At 69.1% G+C, this 19,203-nt stretch carries 13 protein-coding genes; 4 read left to right on the forward strand and 9 right to left on the reverse strand.

The window, feature by feature from the left end; translation table 11 throughout:
- Positions 1-148 precede the first annotated feature (148 nt).
- Genes G5C60_RS23165 through G5C60_RS23175 form a run of 3 tightly spaced genes read right to left on the reverse strand, consistent with a single transcriptional unit; the run spans position 149 to position 5,249 of the window.
- Positions 149-1,369, reverse strand: coding sequence for a cytochrome P450 (locus G5C60_RS23165; RefSeq protein ID WP_165262362.1), 1,221 nt, complete (start codon positions 1,367-1,369; stop codon positions 149-151).
- Complete coding sequence (locus G5C60_RS23170) at positions 1,366-4,137, reverse strand: UbiA family prenyltransferase (protein ID WP_206439892.1); 2,772 nt, start codon at positions 4,135-4,137, stop codon at positions 1,366-1,368. The genes G5C60_RS23165 and G5C60_RS23170 overlap by 4 nt, the downstream gene beginning before the upstream one ends.
- 14 nt (positions 4,138-4,151) lie before the next feature.
- Positions 4,152-5,249 (reverse strand): polyprenyl synthetase family protein, encoded by a 1,098-nt coding sequence (locus tag G5C60_RS23175; protein WP_165262366.1) that lies wholly within the window; start codon positions 5,247-5,249, stop codon positions 4,152-4,154.
- A gap of 654 nt (positions 5,250-5,903) precedes the next feature.
- Between G5C60_RS23175 and G5C60_RS23180 the strand changes: the two genes are divergently transcribed.
- Positions 5,904-7,193 carry an FAD-dependent oxidoreductase gene (locus G5C60_RS23180; protein WP_241267006.1) on the forward strand — a complete coding sequence of 430 codons (1,290 nt, stop codon included), beginning with the start codon at positions 5,904-5,906 and terminating at the stop codon, positions 7,191-7,193.
- Between the two features lie 91 nt (positions 7,194-7,284).
- On the opposite strand, the gene G5C60_RS23185 is transcribed toward G5C60_RS23180, so the two are convergent.
- The 3 genes from G5C60_RS23185 to G5C60_RS23195 form a co-directional block, all read right to left on the reverse strand.
- Positions 7,285-9,135 (reverse strand): AMP-binding protein, encoded by a 1,851-nt coding sequence (locus G5C60_RS23185; RefSeq protein ID WP_165262370.1) that lies wholly within the window; start codon positions 9,133-9,135, stop codon positions 7,285-7,287.
- A gap of 2 nt (positions 9,136-9,137) precedes the next feature.
- Positions 9,138-10,136 (reverse strand): 3-oxoacyl-[acyl-carrier-protein] synthase III C-terminal domain-containing protein, encoded by a 999-nt coding sequence (locus G5C60_RS23190; RefSeq protein ID WP_165262372.1) that lies wholly within the window; start codon positions 10,134-10,136, stop codon positions 9,138-9,140.
- A 91-nt stretch (positions 10,137-10,227) separates the two neighbouring features.
- Complete coding sequence (locus tag G5C60_RS23195; RefSeq protein WP_165262374.1) at positions 10,228-10,764, reverse strand: DUF1453 domain-containing protein; 537 nt, start codon at positions 10,762-10,764, stop codon at positions 10,228-10,230.
- Positions 10,765-10,884: 120 nt separating this feature from the next.
- On the opposite strand from G5C60_RS23195, the gene G5C60_RS23200 reads away from it, so the two are divergent.
- Complete coding sequence (locus G5C60_RS23200) at positions 10,885-11,340, forward strand: winged helix DNA-binding protein (RefSeq protein ID WP_165262376.1); 456 nt, start codon at positions 10,885-10,887, stop codon at positions 11,338-11,340.
- A gap of 29 nt (positions 11,341-11,369) precedes the next feature.
- Here the strand turns inward: G5C60_RS23200 and G5C60_RS23205 are convergent, their stop codons facing one another.
- Positions 11,370-12,833, reverse strand: a complete 1,464-nt coding sequence (locus G5C60_RS23205) for an alginate lyase family protein (protein ID WP_165262378.1) — start codon at positions 12,831-12,833, stop codon at positions 11,370-11,372.
- Positions 12,834-13,189: 356 nt separating this feature from the next.
- Here G5C60_RS23205 and G5C60_RS23210 point away from each other — a divergent pair, with 356 nt between their 5' ends.
- Both G5C60_RS23210 and G5C60_RS23215 read left to right on the forward strand, forming a co-directional pair.
- Positions 13,190-14,677 carry a family 43 glycosylhydrolase gene (locus tag G5C60_RS23210; protein ID WP_165262380.1) on the forward strand — a complete coding sequence of 496 codons (1,488 nt, stop codon included), beginning with the start codon at positions 13,190-13,192 and terminating at the stop codon, positions 14,675-14,677.
- 94 nt (positions 14,678-14,771) lie between these two features.
- Entirely contained in the window at positions 14,772-16,184 is a 1,413-nt protein-coding gene (locus tag G5C60_RS23215) for a family 43 glycosylhydrolase (RefSeq protein ID WP_165262426.1), read from the forward strand.
- A gap of 10 nt (positions 16,185-16,194) precedes the next feature.
- Here G5C60_RS23215 and G5C60_RS23220 read toward each other — a convergent pair whose 3' ends face one another.
- A complete protein-coding gene (locus tag G5C60_RS23220; protein WP_165262382.1) occupies positions 16,195-17,934 on the reverse strand; it encodes an acyltransferase in 1,740 nt (579 codons plus the stop codon).
- A gap of 27 nt (positions 17,935-17,961) precedes the next feature.
- On the reverse strand, positions 17,962-19,173 hold the full coding sequence (locus G5C60_RS23225; protein ID WP_165262384.1) for an esterase-like activity of phytase family protein: 1,212 nt from the start codon (positions 19,171-19,173) through the stop codon (positions 17,962-17,964).
- Between the last annotated feature and the right edge of the window lie 30 nt (positions 19,174-19,203).

Genomic DNA, 19,203 nt, shown 5'->3' on the forward strand with positions numbered 1-19,203 from the left:
GTGTCGGGGACGTCGGGGACGTCGGGGACGTCTTCGGTGGTCGCAGTGGTCATCGTCGTTGTCACCTTTGGATACGGCTGGGTCGGCTGAGCTGTCGTCTCTGGGTACGGCTGTGTCTCGTGCGGCGTGCCATCGGCGCCCGCGGCGGCTACCACGTGACGGGGAGCCCTACCGGGCCCCGCTGGATGCTGCCGACGCGCCAGACCAGCTCCTCGGGATCGACGGCCAGTCGCAGGGTGGGCAGGCGGGCGAACAGCGTGCCGATCGCCACCTGTAGCTCCATCCGGGCCAGCGCGGCACCGAGGCAGTAGTGCGGGCCATGGCTGAAGGCGATGTGCCGGTTGGGCGTCCGGCCGATGTCCAGGGTGGCGGCCGCGTCGAAGGCGCTCTCGTCGCGGTTCGCGGAGAGCTTCGAGACGAAGACCAGGTCGCCCTTGCTCATCTGCACGTCGCGGAACTCCAGGTCCTCGTCGGCCGCGAAGGGCAGGCCGGCGTGGCCGAGCGGCACAAAACGCAGCAACTCCTCGACGCAGGTGTCGATGAGTTCGGGATGCTCGAGCAGCCGCGTGCGCTGCTCGTCCGACCGCAGCAGCACCAGGCAGGAATTGACCATCTGCGTCATGGTCGTCTCGTGGCCGGTCACAAAGAGCAGCATCGCGAGCCCGACCAGTTCCGAGTCGCTCAGCGCGGTGCCGCCGTCCGTGCCGTCATCCCTCGCGTCCCGGATGAGGTCGCTGAGCAGGTCGTCACCGGGCTTCTCGCGCAGCTGCCCCACGTACCTGCCGAGATATCCGTAGACATGGGTGAACGCTTCGCGGATCTCGTCGCCGGACGTGCCCTCGATGTGCATGAGCAGTTCGACGCTGTGCCGGAGGGTGTCGCTGTCGGTCACCGGAATGCCGAGGAGTTCGCAGATGATCCGGATGGGCAGGGGGCGGGCGAGGCTCTCCAGCAGGTCGACCGGACCGCCCGCGGCTTCCATCCGGTCGATCAGGCCGTCGACGATCTCCTGCGCCCGCGGTCGCAGCGACTCGACCCGCCGGGTGTTGAAGTAGCGGGACACGAGTTTGCGGGACTCGGTGAGCAGCGGCGGGTCCGCATAGATGAGCGCCATCCGTCCCGCGGGCCCGGCAACTCCCATGGCCTGCACCGTCTGCGCGTCCAGTGTGCCGCCGCGGGTGAAGCGCGGATCGGTGAGTGCGGCCTTGGCGTCCTCGTACTGGGTGATCAGCCAGGCCCGCTTCCCGTTCTGCACGGTGACGGGGCAGACCGGGCGGCCGGCCCGCAACTCGGTGTAGCGGGGGTCGGGTTCGACGAACACGTCCCCTTCGAACGGGAACTTCGGTGTATTGACCTGCTCGGTGGTCATCGTTCCCTGCTCCCGGTGGTGTTGACGGCGGAATGACGATGCGCCGGGGAGTTCCCGGCCGACGCGGCGAATCGGCGCACGGTGTGCGCGGCGTCCGAGGCGGGGTCCAACTCACCCTCCTGCGCCGCCTTCTTGATCGCTGCCAGCGTCGCGCGGGCCTGCTCGGCGTCGAGTTCCAGACCGAGCGAGTCGGCCACCGCGCGGACGGCGGACAGTCCGGAGTGCTTGCCCAGCACGATGCGCCGCGTACGGCCGACGAGTTCGGGCCGGTACGGTTCGTACGTCTGGGGATCCTGGCTGATCCCGTCCAGGTGCAGCCCGCTCTCGTGGGTGAACGCATGGGTTCCGACGACCGGTTGGTACGGCGGAACGGGGACCTTGATGAGCCCGGAGACGTACTCGGCCAGCGGGTGCAGCGCCTTGAGGTCGAGCCCGGTGTCATGGCCGAGCGCGGCACCCAGGGCCATCACGACCTGCTCGAGCGGCGCGTTGCCCGCCCGCTCGCCGATGCCGAGCACGGAGCACTGCACGCCCGAGGCCCCGGCAGCCACGCCGGCCAGCGAGTTGGCGGTGGCGAGACCGAGGTCGTTGTGGCAGTGGACCGCGATGGGGAGCGGGCATCGGGCGGCGACCGTCCGGACCATCGCCGCCATCGACATCGGGTGGGCGATGCCCACGGTGTCGGCGAGGCCGAGGGAGTCGGCTCCGGCGTCGGCGGCGGCGAGGCAGACCCGGACGAGCATCTCGATGTCGGTCCGTGTGGCGTCCTCGGCCGCGAACACCACCTGCCGTCCCGCGCGTTTCGCACGCCGGACGGCCAGGTCCACGGCGATCAGCACCTCGTCCGGCGTCATCCGCAGCTTGCCCGACAGGTGGCTTTCAGAAGTGCCGATGAACACCGCGATGCTGTGTGCCCCGGTCTCGATCGCAGCGTCGACGTCGCGGTCCACGGGCCGGGCGATCACCTGCACCAGCGCGTCCCCGCCATCGTCGACGACGGCACGGATCGCTGCCGCTTCCTCGGCGGAGACGACCGGGAACCCCGCCTCGATCAGCGGGATCCCGAGGCTGCCCAGGCGTCGTGCGATCTCGCGTTTCTGCGCGGGAGAGAAGACCACGCCCGGCATCTGCTCACCGTCGCGCAGGGTGGTGTCACTGATCACCACGGTGTCCGGGAAGCCGGTCTCCGCGTCCGCGACGGCAGGCTGCGGTGCGTCCAGCTGCGGTGCGTCCAGCTGTGGCGCACCCTGTCGTGTTGCGTTCCGCCGTGTCGCGTTCTGGCGTGGCGCGTCCTGCCGTGGCGCGTCCTCCCGTGGTGCGCCCGAGATCCCGCCGGATGGTGATGGTCCGGATGGTGATGGTACGGAGAGCTGGCGGAAGCTGTTGAAGAGCTGGTTGAGGCGCATCATGTCGGCCGCGGACGCCTCCATCGTCAGCCGCCGGGTGAGGTAGGCGCGCCGCGGATTGCTTCTGCGCAGCAGGAAGATGTCGCGGAACACCTCGCCGGTGGTGGAGACGGACACGACGCGCGCAGCCGGGGGAGAGGCGTCCGGGTCGAGGAGTGTGACCCGGCCGTTCGCCGTCGCGAGCCGGACCCGTACCTCCGGCTCGCGCAGCCGGATGTCGATGAGGCGCTCCCAGCCGGCCAGACCGGACAGCGCTCCCTCTTGGGAGTTGAGCACGGCCAGCTGTCGCCGTACGAAGTCCTGGACCGCCTCGGGCGAGAGCGCGGCCCCGGCGGGGGCGGCCGAACCGGCTGTCGAGGGCGGTGCCGCCCCGAACTCGTAGCGCTCCCGGAGCAGTCGCTGACTCACCCAGGTGGCGCCCATCGCGGCGATGACCAGCACCGGACCCACACCCTCACCGAGCGTCCAGACCACAAAGGCCCCGGCCAGCAGGATGCGGGTGAACACCAGCACCTCATGGGCGTGGTAAGCGGGGCGACGCGTCTCCCCTGCCAGGCGGAACAGCGGGCCGACCGCGAACGCCGCGCTCGCGGCGGCCGACACCAGCAGGACGGCGAAGCCGGTGCGCCAGGGGCGGCCGAGGATCGCGGGGGCGGCCAGGGCCAGCGCGTAGGCACCGGTCAGGAGAAGTGCGGCCACGCGGGTGGCGGCGGAGGAGCCGTGGTTGACGGCGAACGTGAGGTAGCCGCCCTTGCGGTCGCCCTCGATGTCCCGCACGGTTCCGACCAGGTTGGACGCGGCGTCGTGCAGCCAGAAGACCAGAGCGAGCGGCAGCAGCCGGGCGGGCGGGTAGTCGGTGACCATCATCGCGCCGTAGAGGAAGGCCAGCGCGGTCATGCCGCCGCGCACGATGTTGCCGCTGAGACCGCGTGCCTTGAAGACGGTGCTGTAGGAGACCCCGGCGGCCAGCGCGACGAGCACCAGGAGGACGGTGCGCCAGTTGAGGGCGAGCGAGAGCAGTCCGCCCGCCACGGTGCAGGAGACGAAGCAGCACAGTGCGGTGTTCGCGGACATCCGCCCGGAGGGGATGGGGCGTTGGGGCTTGGCCTCCGCATCGAGGTGGCGGTCGAAGTAGTCACCGCCGTAGAGGCCGCCGAGCCATCCCAGCGTCGGTGTCGCCCAGGCCGCCAAGTACCGTCCGGGCGACGGGTGTTGATCGGCGAGGACGGCGCCCGCCAGACCGACAAGACCGATGTAGAACGCGGTGTACGGGCGCCAGGTCTCGAGGTGGGCGAAGAGCACGGTCCGGACCCTGGTGCGGTCCATGCGGTTCATGCGGTCCATGGGTTCTATGGGGTCCATGGGCTCTATGCCGTCTATCGGCATCTGCTCACCGCCGCCTTCGCGAAGTACTCCAGGCTTTGTCTGCTCGGGCTCCGGGGCAGCGGTACGAGCGCGCCGATGGCGTCGCCGGCGTACCTGCGCGCCTCCTCGGCCGCCCGCTCGACGGCTCCGTGCCGGGTCAGCAGCGCGGCCAGCCGCAGGTGCCGGTCCTCCAGGTCACCCTCACCGTTGACCAACTCGTCCAGTTCCGCGGCGAGTTCGGGGCCGGCTGTGGCCCGGCACAGCAGGAACGGCAGGGTGAGCCGCCGGTTGGCGAGATCGCTGCTGTGCGGTTTGCCGGTCTCCTCGGCGGTGGAGAGGTAGGGGAGGAGGTCGTCCTGGATCTGGAACGCGATGCCGAGCCCGGTCCCGTAACGGGCGAGCGCATCGGCGTCCTCGACGGATCCGCCGCCCAGCGTGGCACCGATGCAGCAGGCGGCGCGGAACAGGGCCGCCGTCTTGTTCTCGATCATCCGCAGGTACGAGGCGACCCGGCTGTCGTAGTTCTGCCGGATCTCCTCTTCCAGCATCTGGCCCCGGCAGAGTTCCGCTCCGGCCTTCGCCGCCCTGCCCATGGCCAGGACGATGCGCTGTGCCTCGACACCGTTGGCGGCGCAGGTGGCCAGGGCCGCGAACAGGTAGAAGATCAGCGCGTCCCCGCTCACGATGGCGTCGGCCTGGCTGTACTTCGCGTGGACCGCGGGCATGCCCCGGCGCAGTTCGTCGCCGTCGATGATGTCGTCGTGCATCAGGCTGGCCACATGGGCACCCTCGGTCCCGGCTGCCGCCGGCATCACCTGATGCAGGTCGCCGCCCACGGCCGCCGCGCTCTCCAGCAGCAGGATGGGACGGAAGTACTTGCCGGGGGACCCCAGCGCGTAGTTGCACACCTCGGTCAGGCGGTCGTCGGCCGCCCAGTCGCCCTTGAGCCGTTGCAGCACCAGGTCGACGAGGTACGCGGAACGGTCCCGGATCGACGCCTCCTCGGCTTCGCCGTACGACAGGATGCTGTCGTGGGGGTCGGTTCGTCCTGAGTCGGTTCCGCCCGATTCGGTTCGTCCCGAGTCGGGTTGTCCCGAGAGGACTGGCACGGATGGTTTGTGCATGGCCTACCTCAATTCATCAGGACCTGGGCAGGGCAGGTCGCGATGCCGGTTCAGTGAAATGCGCATGCGGGCGCCAATGCCCGAAGGCATGGGGAAGGGATACGCAAAAAAATGGGGAACCCTGCATTGCGCGGGGAAGGAGCGGCCGCCGGGTTCAGAGCGGGGCCGGAAGGTACCGAGGAAGTTCCTGTTCCTCGAAGTTCCTATTCCTCGATGGTGCGGCGATGCGGGTGACTGCGCGAATGAATCAGCAAGGAGAACTTCACTTTTGTGCCCCCGTGTTCATCTTGATGCTCTCAGCGAGTTCTGAGCGAGTTCTGAGTGAGTTAAGTCGGCGCAGATCCATCACGAAAGATCCATCACGTGATGATGGATCGTAGCGACTATATCCAGACGATGTCAAACAGTCGTCCGAACGGATCTTTGCCGTACCGTGGAAAAGGCCAAGAAAGCCCCATCGAATATTTAAGGGAGGCTCAAGAGGTTTCAAGAGGTTCCGGGATCGTGTGGGTATCACAGCAGGTCAGCGCGGTAATGGCGCGGTAATGGTTTCGGGAGCCCCAAGAGTTTCCCATCAACGGGAAACGGCTACCGCGCAACACGGTCGGCAAAGCTATTGTTCGCGACATGGCCAGGACCATGCACAGGTACGACGTCATTATTTGCGGTGCAGGGGCGGGTGGACTTGCAGCCGCGGTCATGTTTGGCCGTCAGGGGAAGCAGGTCCTCCTGGTGGACAAGCTCGGGGACACCGTCGAAACATTCAAGGGAGAGCTGCTGCAACCTGGTTCACTCGCCGTCCTCGACGGCTTGGATGCACTCGACACTCTCCGCAAGGCAGGGGCGCGAACCATCGACCGCCTGGCCTGTACGACGGCAGTCGGCGAAGAAATGTGCGCAATGGACTACCGGTGGCTGTCCGGCGACTACAACCACTGCCTCACGCACACGTACAAGGGGATACTCGACAACTTCATCGCCGCTCTGCCGGCCGAAGTCGAGTTCCGCCGTCACGTGTCGGTGGAATCGCTGGTACGGGATTCCGACGGCCGGGTGAACGGCGTGCGACTGCGTCAGGGCCAGGGCCAGGACCGGGAACAGATCCACGCCCCTCTGGTGATCGCGAGCGACGGCCACGGATCCAAGCTCCGTACGCAACTGGGCATCAGCATCGACACCATCCCCTACGGGCACCAGGTCGTCGCCGTCGACCTGGTCGACGAACCCCATCTGGCCACCCAGGCGACCACCTTCGTCACACCCGAGGGCATGCGCGTCATGTACCCGATGCCGAACGCTGGCGGACGCCTGTATCTCCAGGTGCCCAAGGGGTTCGTCAACCGGATCGGCAAGCAGGGGCTCACCCAGTGGATAGATTCCGCGCTGGCCTCGTGTCCGGCGCTGGAACCGGTGGCCGACTCGGTCCGCAGGGGCATGGCGACCTCGCGGGTGCTCTCCGCCCGCCGGTTCATCGCACCGGAGTTCCACCGCGACGGTGCGCCGCTGGTCGGGGATGCCGCACACGCGGTGCATCCGATGGCGGGACAGGGCATGAACGCCGCCATCGCCGATGCCGCCGCCCTCTCGCGGCTGCTGGAGGGTGTCGATCACGCGGACCTGAGCGGGGTCGACCGGGCGCTGGCCGCCTACGGCGTGCGGCGCCGTGCGGAGGTCCGGACGATCGCCGAGTTCAGCCATCGCTTCGCGGCGCTGTTCACCGAGACCGTCACCAGGTTCCGCTTCGCGCGCTCCGCCTACATCCTGCGGTGCCATGGGCGGAACGAGCGGCTCTGCTACAAGATCATGCACAACATCTCCGGGCTCGGCCACCAGCCGTTCAGCGTCCTCGACCGTCTGCAGCAACTCGGCCTGCCCGACCGCCACGCACAACTGCCGCCGGAGGCCCGGCTGCTCGGCACCGCGCACTGAAGCAGCGTCCCGAACCACGAACACCGATCGACCCGCTCGCTCATCGAGCGGGTCGATCGGCGTTCCGGAAGGCCAACCGCAGCCGACTCGGTCAGCCCGGCACGGGTGCCGGCCCGACGTCGTTCTGCCGGCGCGCCATGTCCGCCAGATGCGCTCGGTCCAGCTTGGCGTGCGCGGTGAGCCGGAACGGCTCCATGGCGATCACCCTGCCGGGGACCATGTATTCAGGCAGTATCCGTCCGAGTTCCCGGCGAAGTGCCGGTTCGTCCACCGACGGCGCCTCTGCGAACAGGACCAGCTCGACATCCAGGGGGCCGTCGGAGATCCGTAGCGCTGCAGTCCTGGCACCGCCAAGGAACCGCGAGGCGGCCTGCTCGATCTCGCCGAGTTCCACCCGGTATCCGCGAATCTTCACCTGGCCGTCGCTCCGGCCCCGGTGGTGCAGCAATCCGCTCGCGTCCCGGTCGACCAGGTCACCCGTGCGGTACCAAAGCCGTCGATCCTCCTGGGTGGACTGGGTGAACTTCGCCGCGTCGAAGGCCGGGTCGAGGTAACCGCCGAACACCTGAGGCCCGGAGAGCAGCAGTTCACCCGTCGCGTCGACCCGCACGTCCATGCCGGGCACGGGGGTACCGATCGGCACGATGCGGTCGTCGGCCGGCAGGGGCTCGTCCGGGGCGATGCGGTAGGTGGTGGCCCACACGGTCGCCTCGGTCGGCCCGTACACGTTGTCGATGATCGCGTGGGGAGCGGCCGCCCGCGCGAGCAGGACGGTGCTCACCGGCAACGGTTCACCGCCGATCACGATATGGCGCAGGCCGGGCATCGAGTCCGCGGCAAGGTGACCGGCGGCCGCGGCGGACTCGATCAGGCTGGGCGTGCACGCCCACACCGTGACCCCGTACGCGGCTGCCGTGTCCGCCGGGTCGAGCGCCTGGATCCGGGACACGGCCAGCAGCGCGGCGCCCGTGCTCCACGCCCCCCACATCTCGAAGACGGAGAAGTCGAAGGTCAGCCCGTGGCACTGGGAGAACACGTCTCCCGGCCCCACCACGAAGTCCGGGAGCGCCTGAGTGAGGAACGCATCGGCATTGCGATGGGTGATGCCGACGCCCTTGGGCCGACCGGTGGATCCCGACGTGAAGATGTAGTAGGCCACGGCGTCGGGCGAGACGTCCTGAGTCGCGGGGATGTCGGCGACAGTCGACGGCAGCACCAGACTGTCCACGACCTCCACGTCCCCCATCGCCGCGAGCTGCGCCGCCACCACCGGGTCTTCGCGCCGGTCGGTGACCACGACGCACCGCACGCCGGCCTGCCGGACGATGTCCGCGTTGCGCTCCGGCGGGAAGGCCGGCGACAGCGGGACCACCGTGGCACCCGCGTACAGCGCCGCCAGGTAGGCGCGGTACGTGGACGTCTCCCGCTCGCCGAGCACGGCGACCACGCCACCGGTGCCGATCACCGAGGCCAGCGAGGCCGCCTGGTCGGCCATCTCGGCGTACGTGAGGACGTTGCCGGCGTCGATGAGGCACACCGCGTCCGGGTGCAGACGTGCCGACTCGAGGAACCGGTCGGCCAGTCCGCGCACTGTTCCGTCGGCCGGCTGCCGAGCGGCCTGTGGGTGCGCGTCGTGCGCGTCGTGCGCGACGCCGGTGTGCCCCGGACCGTTCTCATTCTCATTCTCGTTCTCGTTCTCGCTGACGAAGGTCCACAGTGATCGCACGGTCCGAAACGCCCGCTCGTTGAACGAACGCAGGTCGACTCCGTAGTGCTGGGACAGCTGCCTGCCGAGTCGCAGACTCCCGAGTGACGTGAGCCCGTAGCAGGTGAGCGGTGTGTCGGGGTCCAGCTCCTCCACACCGTTGCCCGGACCGGTGCCCGGTTCCTTCAGTACGGACAGCAGCAGGTGCTCGAAGGTGGTGTCCCACGGTCCGCGCATGATCAGAGGTCCTCCACGATCTCGAGCACCGCGGCGGTGAGGGTGTAGCCGGTTCCGCCACCGAGCAGCAGCACCTGGTCACCCCGCCGCACCCTGCCGGTGGTGACCAGATGGTGCAGGCCGATGAACTGGTCGCCGGTGCCGACGTGGCCGGTGGTGCGACCGAGGTCCCAGGTGGACCGTTCGACCGGCAGGCCGAGCATGCGGTCCAGTTGGATCTCAGTCCGCCATTTCGTGGTGACCACCGGGATCACATACGACAGCTCCGCGGCGGTGACCCCGGCCTCGGCGAGCACCTGGCCGACGCAGTCGTGGAGCAGGGTCTCCATCCGTCCGTAGTGCTCGAGCATGGGCACCTCGGTGTCGTGGAACTGCTTGCGCAACTCCTCGAAGTCGATCAGCGAGAGATCGGCCCCGGAGCCGAACGCACCTCCGCGGGCCTCCGCCTCGAGCGAGTTCTCCGCCAGGGTGACCAGCGACCTCACCTTCGCGAAACCGCGCGCTCCGCTGAGTACGAGCGCACTGCCGCCGTCGGCGAGCACCGACTGGTCGCCGTACCACCGCTTCACCCAGGGGTTGTCGAACCGGTCCCCGGTGGTGACCAGCACCGCGTCCTCGGGCCCGGTGATGAACCGTCGCCCGAGTTCGATCGACCCCATCGCGCCGTTGCACTCCTGCACGATGTCGAACGACGGCACCGAAGGACCCACCGTGTGCAGGGCGACATACGGCGCGGCCTGCCAGTACCGCGCGCCCTGGTAGTCGACGTAGGAGTGGAACACCGCGCGCCAGGTGCCGATGCCGTCGCCGGCCATGTCCAGGGCGGCACGGCCTGCGGCGGCGGCCATCTCGGCGGGGAACAGCGTCGGCTCCACGCAGGCCGAGAGCACCTCGTCGGCGCGCGCGGACTCGGCGTCGTAGTGACCCGCCTCGATCGCCTCGGCCGCGGTTTCGCGGGCGGGCAGGTGGACGCCGACGCCGGCGACGTACAGGTCGTTCATGTCATCAACTGCCTCTCGCTCAGGAGGGTTTGCCTCAGAAGGGTTCGGCGAAGCGGCGTCCCGGCCGGGTCCGCACGGTCCACGTACCACCTCAACTCACGGAGGCCTGCGGGCTCTTGGCATCAGTGGGCTGCCATGACTGCTTCAGCGCCATGCGGTACTTGAGCAGCAACAGGACCGTGCGGGACAGCACCTCACACAGCGCCATGAGGATCAGGGCGGTCGGCCAGGTGTTCTCCGAGTGCAGGCTGAGCTTCTCGCTGAGCCGCCCGATCGCCTCGGCACCCCCATTGAGGGCGATGATGCCGAAGGCGAGCCGGCTGGACATGCCGGTGATCCACAGCGCCGCGGCCGGGACGGTCGCCCGCGCGACCACCTTCTCGCCGTCGTGATAGACCCGCGTCAACCCACCACAACCGAGTCCGAGTGCGAGACCCACCGCGGCCAGGCAGAGGGCGAAGATCCAGTCGGAGGTGTACGCCGGGAAGTCGCCCAGGTACTCGAACCCGGCCCACGCCACCAGGCCCACCGGCCACAGCAGGCTGGCCACGGTCAGCTTCTTTCCGCGGATCTGTCGCAGGACCAGTGCGATCAGCCCGAGCGAGATGGCCCAGTCGGTCCAGGTCATGATCCTCCTCCTAAAGCATCACCTGTGATGCATCTTAGGTGATGCATTGCTGATGGGAGGTGAATCACCAGGTCAATGACTCGCAAAAGCGGCGTCGCCCGCACGTGTAGGATCCGTCAGGTGGACGTTCTCCGACTGCACCGGCTGGCCAGACAGCTCCGGGAGATCGCGCTCAAGGCCAGCCAGGACGGAGCCGAGCTGCCGATCTCGGTCGGCGATCTTGCCGTCCTCGAGACCATCGCCCGCAATCCGAACAGCGCCATCAGCGAGATCAGCCGGAGCGTCGGCCTGGCGCAGAGCAGGGTCTCCAAGGTCGTTCACGAACTGACCAAGGCGGGCGTACTCCAGTCAAGCAAGGACCCCAACGACCGACGGCAGACCCGGGTGCGCCTCCACCCCACCGCACACCGGCAGACCTTCGAGGAGTACGGCAGGCGCCCGGTCGACGCGGCACTGGCCGAAGCCTTCCCCCACCTCGACGCGGCGAGCGCGGCCCGGGCCATGGAACTGCTCGGTGAGCTGTCCGACCTGCTGGACAAGGGGTCCACGTCCGGTACGGAAACCGCGTCCGGCTGAGGAAGCTCCAGCAGAGGGGACTCGCTCCGTCATTGGGTGTCGCGGTTCGCGCGCCCGCGGCGCCGGAGAAGGAGCAGGCCGCCCGCGAGGGCGGTGATGCCGGTGGCGGCGGTCCAGGCGGGGATGTCCGAGGAGCCGGTGGCGGCCAGGTCGCCGCCGTCCCTGCCGCCCTGCGGGGTGGCGGAAGCTGACGGTGTGGCGGCACCGGCACCGGCACCGGAATCGGAGCCGGAGCCGGACGCGGCGGAAGCCGAGGTCGAAGGGGAGGGCGAGGCCGGGGCCTCCGGCTTGGTGGACCGGTCGCGGGTGAACGCCAGGGTGCCGAAGCCGAGTTGGTCGTAGCCACCGCTGTTGGGGCCGTAGTCGCCACCGCCGCCCTCGGGCGCCGACTTGGCCGCGATCCGGGTGATGTACGACGTGGACAGGCCCCGGCGCTTGGTGTAGTGGTTGGCGATCATGGCCCAGATCGGGCGCGTCATGGCCGGGTCCACGGGAGCGGCCTCGGTGACGGTCTCCGAGCCCGACCAGCCGTTGATCGCACCCTTCGCGCGGGTGTTCGGCGTGAACGGCACGTCCCCGCCCAGGTTCCACCTGGCGACGTACTGGGCGCCCTTGAGGAAGCGGCTGTCGTCGTATCCGTACAGGTCGATGCCCTGGTTCCAGGCCATCTCGCAGAACGTGGCCATCAGGCCGACGCCCAGCAGGGCGTGGCCCTGGTCGCGGCCGGCCTCGACCCACTCGGCGAGACCGTCGTCCTCGTGCACGACCGGGATGGCGTTCTCGATGGAGCCCAGGCCCTCGCCGTGCTTGAAGTACTCGACCGCGGTGTCGACCTTGGCCCGGTCGTCGCAGAGGATGCCGACGGCGAGGACGCAGGCCATGTTCGCCAGGTCCCAGTTGGTCCAGTAGTTGGAGACGACGGCGCCGTTGTGGTTCTTGAGGAAGTCCTCGCTCGGCGGGGAGAAGACGTCTCGCATCATCTTCTGGAAGCGGGCCAGGTCGAAGTCGTCGTGGTCGCGGACGAGTTCGGCGGCGTTGGCGAACTGGTAGCCGTACAGGCCCGCCGCGAGGAACCGGTCCGCGGAGCCTTCGACGCTGGTCAGTTTCTCGGACCAGGCGTTGAGGATGGCGACGGCGGTGGCCAAGTGCGCGTCCTCGCCGGTGACATGGCCGCGGAGGGCGTTCTGGTAGGCCGCGTGGATGTCGTTGTAGAGGATCTGGTAGTTCTGCGGCGAGCCCACGCCCCGGTAGACCTTGGCCTGCGGGTTGGGCTTCCAGTCGGTCTGCGAGTGGCGGTTGGCGGTGAGCTTGGCGAAGCCCGCCGTGTACGGGGCCACGCCCGCCTTCATCTTCGCCGCCATGCGGCCGAGGTCGGCCCGGGTGTGCAGCAGTCCGGGGTGCGCGAAGGCGGCGCCTGCCGCTGATGCCGGGGCCGCGGGGACGGCGGCGCCGATGGCCGCCGCGCCCGCGGCCGTACCGGCGATCTTCAGCATGCTCCGACGGTTGATCTCTGCTCTCACGGCTTCGGTCCTCAGGGGTGGGGTGCGTGCCGATGCGTAGGCGTACGGACAGGAGACGCCCGGCCCCTCCGCCGATAACAAAAACCGAGCAGGAAGGCGGTGATTGGAAGGTTTGGGACGCCTGAGGGGCGCTATGGGTGTCCCGAACCTTCCAATCCCCCCCGGGGGGACGGGTGGGGCGGTGTCACGGTCCGGAAAAGTGATCGAAACCGAACCCGTCGCATCCATTGACGCTCCATACGCCTCACCTTTACCTTCTGGTCGAAGTTACGCACAGTGTTCGTGATCTCGAACGTGATGCTGTGCTGCCGCCCCAGAAGGGACTCACCGTGTTCCGCACACGCCACTGGTTCATCCTCGGGGCGGCGTTGCTGGCCCTGTTGGGGTCGCTCGTCACCGCCCAGCCAGGTGCCGCCGCCGAAGGGCGCCCGTACACCAATCCCGTCAAGACGCAGAAGGGCGCCGACCCTTGGCTGGAGTACTACAACGGCAACTACTACCTGGTCACGACCTCGTTCACTGGTGAGCTGACCATGCGCAAGTCGCCGACGCTCGCCGGGCTGAACACCGCGCCCAGCGTGCAGGTGTGGTCAGACAGCACCTCCAGCCGCAACTGGAACATGTGGGCCCCGGAGATCCACTTCTTCGACGGCAAGTGGTATCTGTACTACTCCGCCGGGCCGCGCGGCTCCGCCTGCTGCGACGACCAGCGCACCCATGTGCTGGAGAGCTCCGGCTCCGACCCGATGGGGCCGTACACCTACAAGAACACCTTCGCCGGCTCCAACCTGAACCCCAACGGCTGGCTGATCGACGCCAGCGTGCTCAAGCACAACAACAAGCTGTACCTGGTGGGCAGCGGTTCGGCCGGCGGCAGCAAGCAGAGCCTCGTCATCGCGCCGCTCAGCAACCCGTACACGCTCGCCGGCTCCACCTTCACCGTCATCTCCAGCCCGACGCTCAGCTGGGAGACGCAGAGCGGTGAGGTCAACGAGGGGCCCGAGCCGCTCTACCGCAACGGGCGCACTTTCCTCGTCTACTCGGCCAGCGCCTGCTGGGGCCCCGACTACAAGCTCGGCCAGCTGGAGCTGACCGGTTCCGACCCGCTCCTCGCCTCCTCCTGGACGAAGAAGCAGACCCCGGTCTTCCAGCGCAACGACGCGAACAGTGTGTTCGCACCGGGTCACAACGGGTTCTTCACCTCGCCCGACGGCACGGAGAACTGGATCGTCTACCACGCCAACGACGCGGCGGGCGACGGCTGCGACAACGGCCGTACGACCCGCGCCCAGAAGTTCACCTGGAACGCCGACGGCACCCCGAACTTCGGCACTCCGGCCCGCCTCGGCACGACGATGCCCGGCCCCTCCGGTGAGACGGCCACGACTCCGACCGCCTACACCATCGTCAACCGCAACAGCGGCAAGTGCCTCGACGTCAACGGCGGCAGCACCGCCGACGGCGCCAACGTCTTCCAGTGGACCTGCAACGGCGGGGCCAACCAGAAGTGGCGCGTCGAGGACCGCGCCGATGACACCAGCCGCCTCGTCAACGTCGCCACCGGCAAGGTCGCCGACATCGCCGACTGCGGCACCGCAGACGGCGCCGACGTCCGGCAGTGGTCCTGGCTGAACAACGACTGCCAGAAGTTCCGCATGGTCTACCTCGGCGGTGACTACGTGCGGATCGTCAGCGCCGCCACCGGCAAGGTCATGGACGTCGCCGACTGCGGCACCGTCAACGGCAGCGACGTACGCCAGTGGACCTGGCTCAACAACAACTGCCAGCAGTGGCGCATCCAGCCCACCACCGCCTGACCACCGCCTGAGCACTGTCTGACCTCGCCTGATCAGGAGACCCCCCATGTCCCCCATGAGACGCAGAACCTTCCTCGCCGGGGCGGCCACGGCGATGGCCGCCGGACCGGCCGTACTGGCCACCGGCACCCCCGCCTTCGCCGCCGCCCCCGCCTCGCCCGCCGTGACCTTCACCAACCCGATCGCCGCACAGCGCGCCGACCCCCACGTCTTCAAACACACCGACGGCTACTACTACTTCACCGCCACCGTGCCCGCGTACGACAAGATCGTGATGCGTCGGGCCACCACCCTCCAGGGCCTGTCGACCGCCTCGGAGACCACCATCTGGACCAAGCACGCCAGCGGTGAGATGGGAGCCCACATCTGGGCTCCGGAGATCCACTTCATCGACGGCAAGTGGTACGTCTACTTCGCCGCCGGCTCCACCAGCGACATCTGGAAGATCCGGCCGTACGTCCTGGAGAGCGGCTCCGCCAACCCGCTGACCGGGACCTGGACCGAGAAGGGGCGTATCGCCCTGCCGCTCGACACCTTCTCGCTCGACGCGACGACCTTCCTGGTGGGCGGCAGCCGCTATCTGAGCTGGGCGCAGAACGACCCGGCCGTGGGCAGCGGAACCAACCTCTATCTCGCGAAGCTGTCCAACCCGTGGACCATCTCCGGCACTCCGGTACGGATCTCCACGCCGACGCACGCCTGGGAGACCGTGGGCCACCGGGTCAACGAGGGGCCGGCGGTGATCCAGCGGAACGGCAAGGTCTTCATGGCCTTCTCCGCCGCCGCCACCGACGCCAACTACTGCCTCGGCCTGCTGACCGCCTCGGCCTCGGCCGACCTGCTCAACCCGGCGTCCTGGGCGAAGAATTCACAGCCTGTCTTCCGGAGCAACGACGCGACCGGGCAGTACGGTCCCGGCCACAACTCCTTCACCGTCTCCGAGGACGGCAAGTCGGACGTACTCGTCTACCACGACCGCAACTACAAGGACATCAGCGGCGACCCGCTCAACGACCCCAACCGCCGCACCCGCTACCAGAAGCTGTACTGGAACGCCGACGGCACGCCCAACTTCGGCATCCCGGTCGCGGACGGCGTGACCCCGGTCCGCTTCTCCTCGTACAACTTCCCGGACCGCTACATCCGCCACTGGGAGTACCGGGCGAAGGTCGAAGCGAACGTCACCAACCTCGCCGACTCACAGTTCCGCCTCGTCACCGGCCTGGCCGGCAGCGGCACCGTCTCCCTGGAATCGGCGAACTTCCCCGGCTACTACCTCCGCCACAAGAACTACGAGCTGTGGGTGGAGAAGAACGACGGCTCGACCACCTTCAAGAACGACGCCAGCTTCTCGCGGCGCGCGGGCCTGGCCGACTCCGCGAGCGGCGTCTCCTTCGAGTCGTACAACTTCCCGGGCCGCTACATCCGGCACTACGAGAACCTGCTGTACGTCCAGCCGGTGAGCACCTCACTCGACCGGCAGGACGCGACGTACTACGCGGAGTAGCCGACCCCCCTCACCGGTCTGCCGCCGGCTCCGGGCGGTGGACGCCGCGGGGGCGGTAGCCGAGGGCGTCCGAGCGGCCCAGCAGGTCGGCGAGCAGCCAGATGATGGCCAGCCACATCTCGGTGCCCTGAAGTCCTGGCTCCCGGCCCGGACCCGGATCCGCAGGACCGTGACCGAAGCCGAAGCCCTTGCCGTCCTGCCAGCGGGGCAGGGCGGCGGCGAGTTGCCGTTCGGCCCAGGCACGTATCTCGGCCGATCGGTAACCGCCGTTGCCCGCGCCGCCCGTACCGAGCTGCCGGGAGCACAGCCACAGCGGATGGGCGACGTCCAGCACATTGCAGGCGTTCTCCCGCTCCTCGCCGAAGTGGCGCACATCCCGGGCGTGGTCGAGGACCGCGTCCACGACCCGCTCGGGATGCGGCACCGGGAGCCCGAACTGGGCGAACGACCCGCGCGTCAGCCGGTAGTAGCCGTTGACGACCTGGAGCCGCCCGGCGTCGGGCGAGGGGCTGCCCCACATACCGGTCCAGGGATCGGCCCTGGTCAGCAGCCAGCCGAACAGCGCCTCCAACGTGCCAGGTTCGAGGCCGGGACCGGTATCACCTGAGGCCGCGTGCCGCAGGTTCCAGTGGGCCGCCGTGGCCCAGGAGTCGATCCACGCCCCGGCACCCCACGCACCGTCCCGCCACGGCAATCGCCCCAGCCGCGCGACGAGCTGCCGCGCGGTCATCTCCCGCACCCCGCGCACCGGATGGGGGAAGGAGGTGCCGAGCAGGTCGAGGGCGTAGCCGACGGACAGTACGTGGTACAGGGCCGCACCTTCGCCGATGAAGCCGTCCGCCGCCTCGTCCGCCGCCGTCTTGTCCGTCGTCGGCAGCGGCTCGTCGAACTCCGGTACCAGCCCGGTGTACGGGTCCTGGATGCCCCTCAGCCGCTCGCCGTGCTCCTCGGCGGTCAACTGCCCGGGGGCGGCGCCCAGCAGCAGGTCGGCGATCTCGATGGCGTCGCAGTGCGCCCGTACGGTGGGCTTCTCCCCGGGGCGGTCGGCGTACCGTTCGCCGTCCCAGCACCGGTCGAGGATGTCGGCGGCCTGAGCGCGGGCGGTGTCGGCGAACCGGGCCAGGGCATCACCGGCACGGTCCGCGGCGGCCGGCCGCACAGCGCTGTCCCGTCCCACAGCGCTGTCCCGTCGGTCGCGTAGCGGCCGTGCCGGATTGCCGGCGGCCACCGTCCAGTCCGGCAGATCCCTGGTGACCACCGCGCCCGCGCCGATCACGCAGTGATCGCCGATGGTCACCCCGTCCACCACGACCACGTGCGAGCCGATCCACACGTCGTCGCCGACAGTGATCCCCCTGCTGGTGAGGGGCTGTTGGAACACCGGCCGGTCGGGGGCCATGGAGTGGTTGAAGCCGAGCAGTGAGGTGTGCGCACCGATCCGTACACCGTTCCCCAGCGCGACGGTGCCGCGCACCACGGTGAACGGGTTCAGCGTGCAGTCCGTCCCGGTCGTCAACTCCCCGGTGACATAGGCATGCGCGGCGATGTACGAATCGTCCCCGAGCCGCAGCCGGTCCGTGAACACCGCCGCGGACTCGGCGACGTAACACCGCTCGCCGGTCTCCCGGTCCCCGCCGATCGCCTCCTGCCGCTTCCGCTGCCCGCCGCGCTGCTCCTCGGACGCCTCGGCGGCGAACAGCCAGGGGCAGTGGTCGAAGTACCGTGCGGCCTGCCACGATTCGGAATCCATGGCCGGAACATTACGACGGCCGGAACATTACGACGGGGCGAAGCGCAGCCCCGAACGGACGGACAGCAGATGGAACTTGGTGACGCTGCCGTTGAAGCCGAAGTTGTCGTCGGCGACGAGGACGAGCGAGCGGGAGCCGTCGGGCAGGGTCGGCCCCCAGGTCATGCCCTCGACGTTGTCGGCGTCGATGCCGGAGGTGGTGAAGTCGTACAGCAGCTTCTTCGGCATCGGCTTCTCGGAACCGGACAGGGCCTCTTTGCCGCTGACGTCCGTCGCGCCGATGGTGCTGGTCCAGTACAGCCGGATGGCGAAGCCGACGCCGGAGGCGAAGGACCGCTCGACGGTGAGGTAGTCGGTGCCGTTGATCGCGAGGATCTCGGAGACGCCCCGGTCCGCGGAGTACGTACCGACCGGGGCGGGCAGCGGGGCGGTGGGCGCGTCGGAGATCGGGTCGACCTCGTAGACGTGCTCGGCCCGCGGCGCGCCGGACTTGCGGTCCATCACCAGCAGTCGGGACGGACTCTTGGTCGTGAGTCCGGCGGCGGGGCCGTCCTGGACGAGGGCGTTCTCCGTGATGGTGACGGCTTTGCTGCCGTCCGGGGAGAGCGTGAGCCCTTCGAGGGCCTGGTTGTTGCGGACCCCGGCGGTGAGCGTGCCCGAGGCGGACCTGACCGGTGCGTACGCCTTGGGCAACGGCAGTTCGCGTACGTACCCGCCGGAGGTGGTCGTCTCGCGGACGAAGGCGGGCTGTCCGGAGTTCGAGGCGCCCTCGCTGGTCCACAGCAGGCTCTTGCCGCCCGGCGTCCAGCGGATCGCCTCGGGGTCGGCCGCCTTGGCCGCGAAGGGTTCGCCGGTGGTGTCGTCGAGCACCGTCAGACCGTCGAGGGCCGGCTTGTCGTCGGCGAAGGCGGCGCCGTCGAGCGGCAGGCGGAGGGTGTAGAAGCGGGCCTTGCCGTTCTCCGAACGGTCGTCGCTGACGGCCGCGTACGCACCGGATTTCCGGTCGTAGTCGATCCCGGACAGCCCCCCGAACGGCATGCCGAACTCCGTCGTCCCGGCGGGCACGGTGAGGGTGTCGAGCAGACGCACGGCCTGCGGCCTCTTGGCGGTGTCCGCCCCGGTGACCGCTCCGGTCTCCGCCGCGAACCCGTCCGTGAGGGACAGGCTGCCGAGGAGTCCGGCCACGGTGAGGGCGCCGAGGAACGCGCGTCCGCGGCGCGCTCGGGGTCTGTGTCGCATGGGTGTCCTTCCGGAGGGCAGTGAGTGGAT

The sequence above is a fragment of the Streptomyces scabichelini genome, assembly GCF_011045015.1.
Lineage (GTDB): Bacteria > Actinomycetota > Actinomycetes > Streptomycetales > Streptomycetaceae > Streptomyces > Streptomyces scabichelini.

What these genes read in the sequence shown, in the direction of transcription:
- G5C60_RS23165 (WP_165262362.1), bottom strand. Translation starts at nt 1,369, where the DNA reads ATGACCACCGAGCAGGTCAATACACCGAAGTTCCCGTTCGAAGGGGAC.
- G5C60_RS23170 (WP_206439892.1), bottom strand. Translation starts at nt 4,137, where the DNA reads ATGGACCCCATAGAACCCATGGACCGCATGAACCGCATGGACCGCACC.
- G5C60_RS23180 (WP_241267006.1), top strand. Translation starts at nt 5,904, where the DNA reads ATGCACAGGTACGACGTCATTATTTGCGGTGCAGGGGCGGGTGGACTT.
- G5C60_RS23185 (WP_165262370.1), bottom strand. Translation starts at nt 9,135, where the DNA reads ATGCGCGGACCGTGGGACACCACCTTCGAGCACCTGCTGCTGTCCGTA.
- G5C60_RS23190 (WP_165262372.1), bottom strand. Translation starts at nt 10,136, where the DNA reads ATGAACGACCTGTACGTCGCCGGCGTCGGCGTCCACCTGCCCGCCCGC.
- G5C60_RS23195 (WP_165262374.1), bottom strand. Translation starts at nt 10,764, where the DNA reads ATGACCTGGACCGACTGGGCCATCTCGCTCGGGCTGATCGCACTGGTC.
- G5C60_RS23205 (WP_165262378.1), bottom strand. Translation starts at nt 12,833, where the DNA reads ATGCTGAAGATCGCCGGTACGGCCGCGGGCGCGGCGGCCATCGGCGCC.
- G5C60_RS23215 (WP_165262426.1), top strand. Translation starts at nt 14,772, where the DNA reads ATGGCCGCCGGACCGGCCGTACTGGCCACCGGCACCCCCGCCTTCGCC.
- G5C60_RS23220 (WP_165262382.1), bottom strand. Translation starts at nt 17,934, where the DNA reads ATGGATTCCGAATCGTGGCAGGCCGCACGGTACTTCGACCACTGCCCC.
- G5C60_RS23225 (WP_165262384.1), bottom strand. Translation starts at nt 19,173, where the DNA reads ATGCGACACAGACCCCGAGCGCGCCGCGGACGCGCGTTCCTCGGCGCC.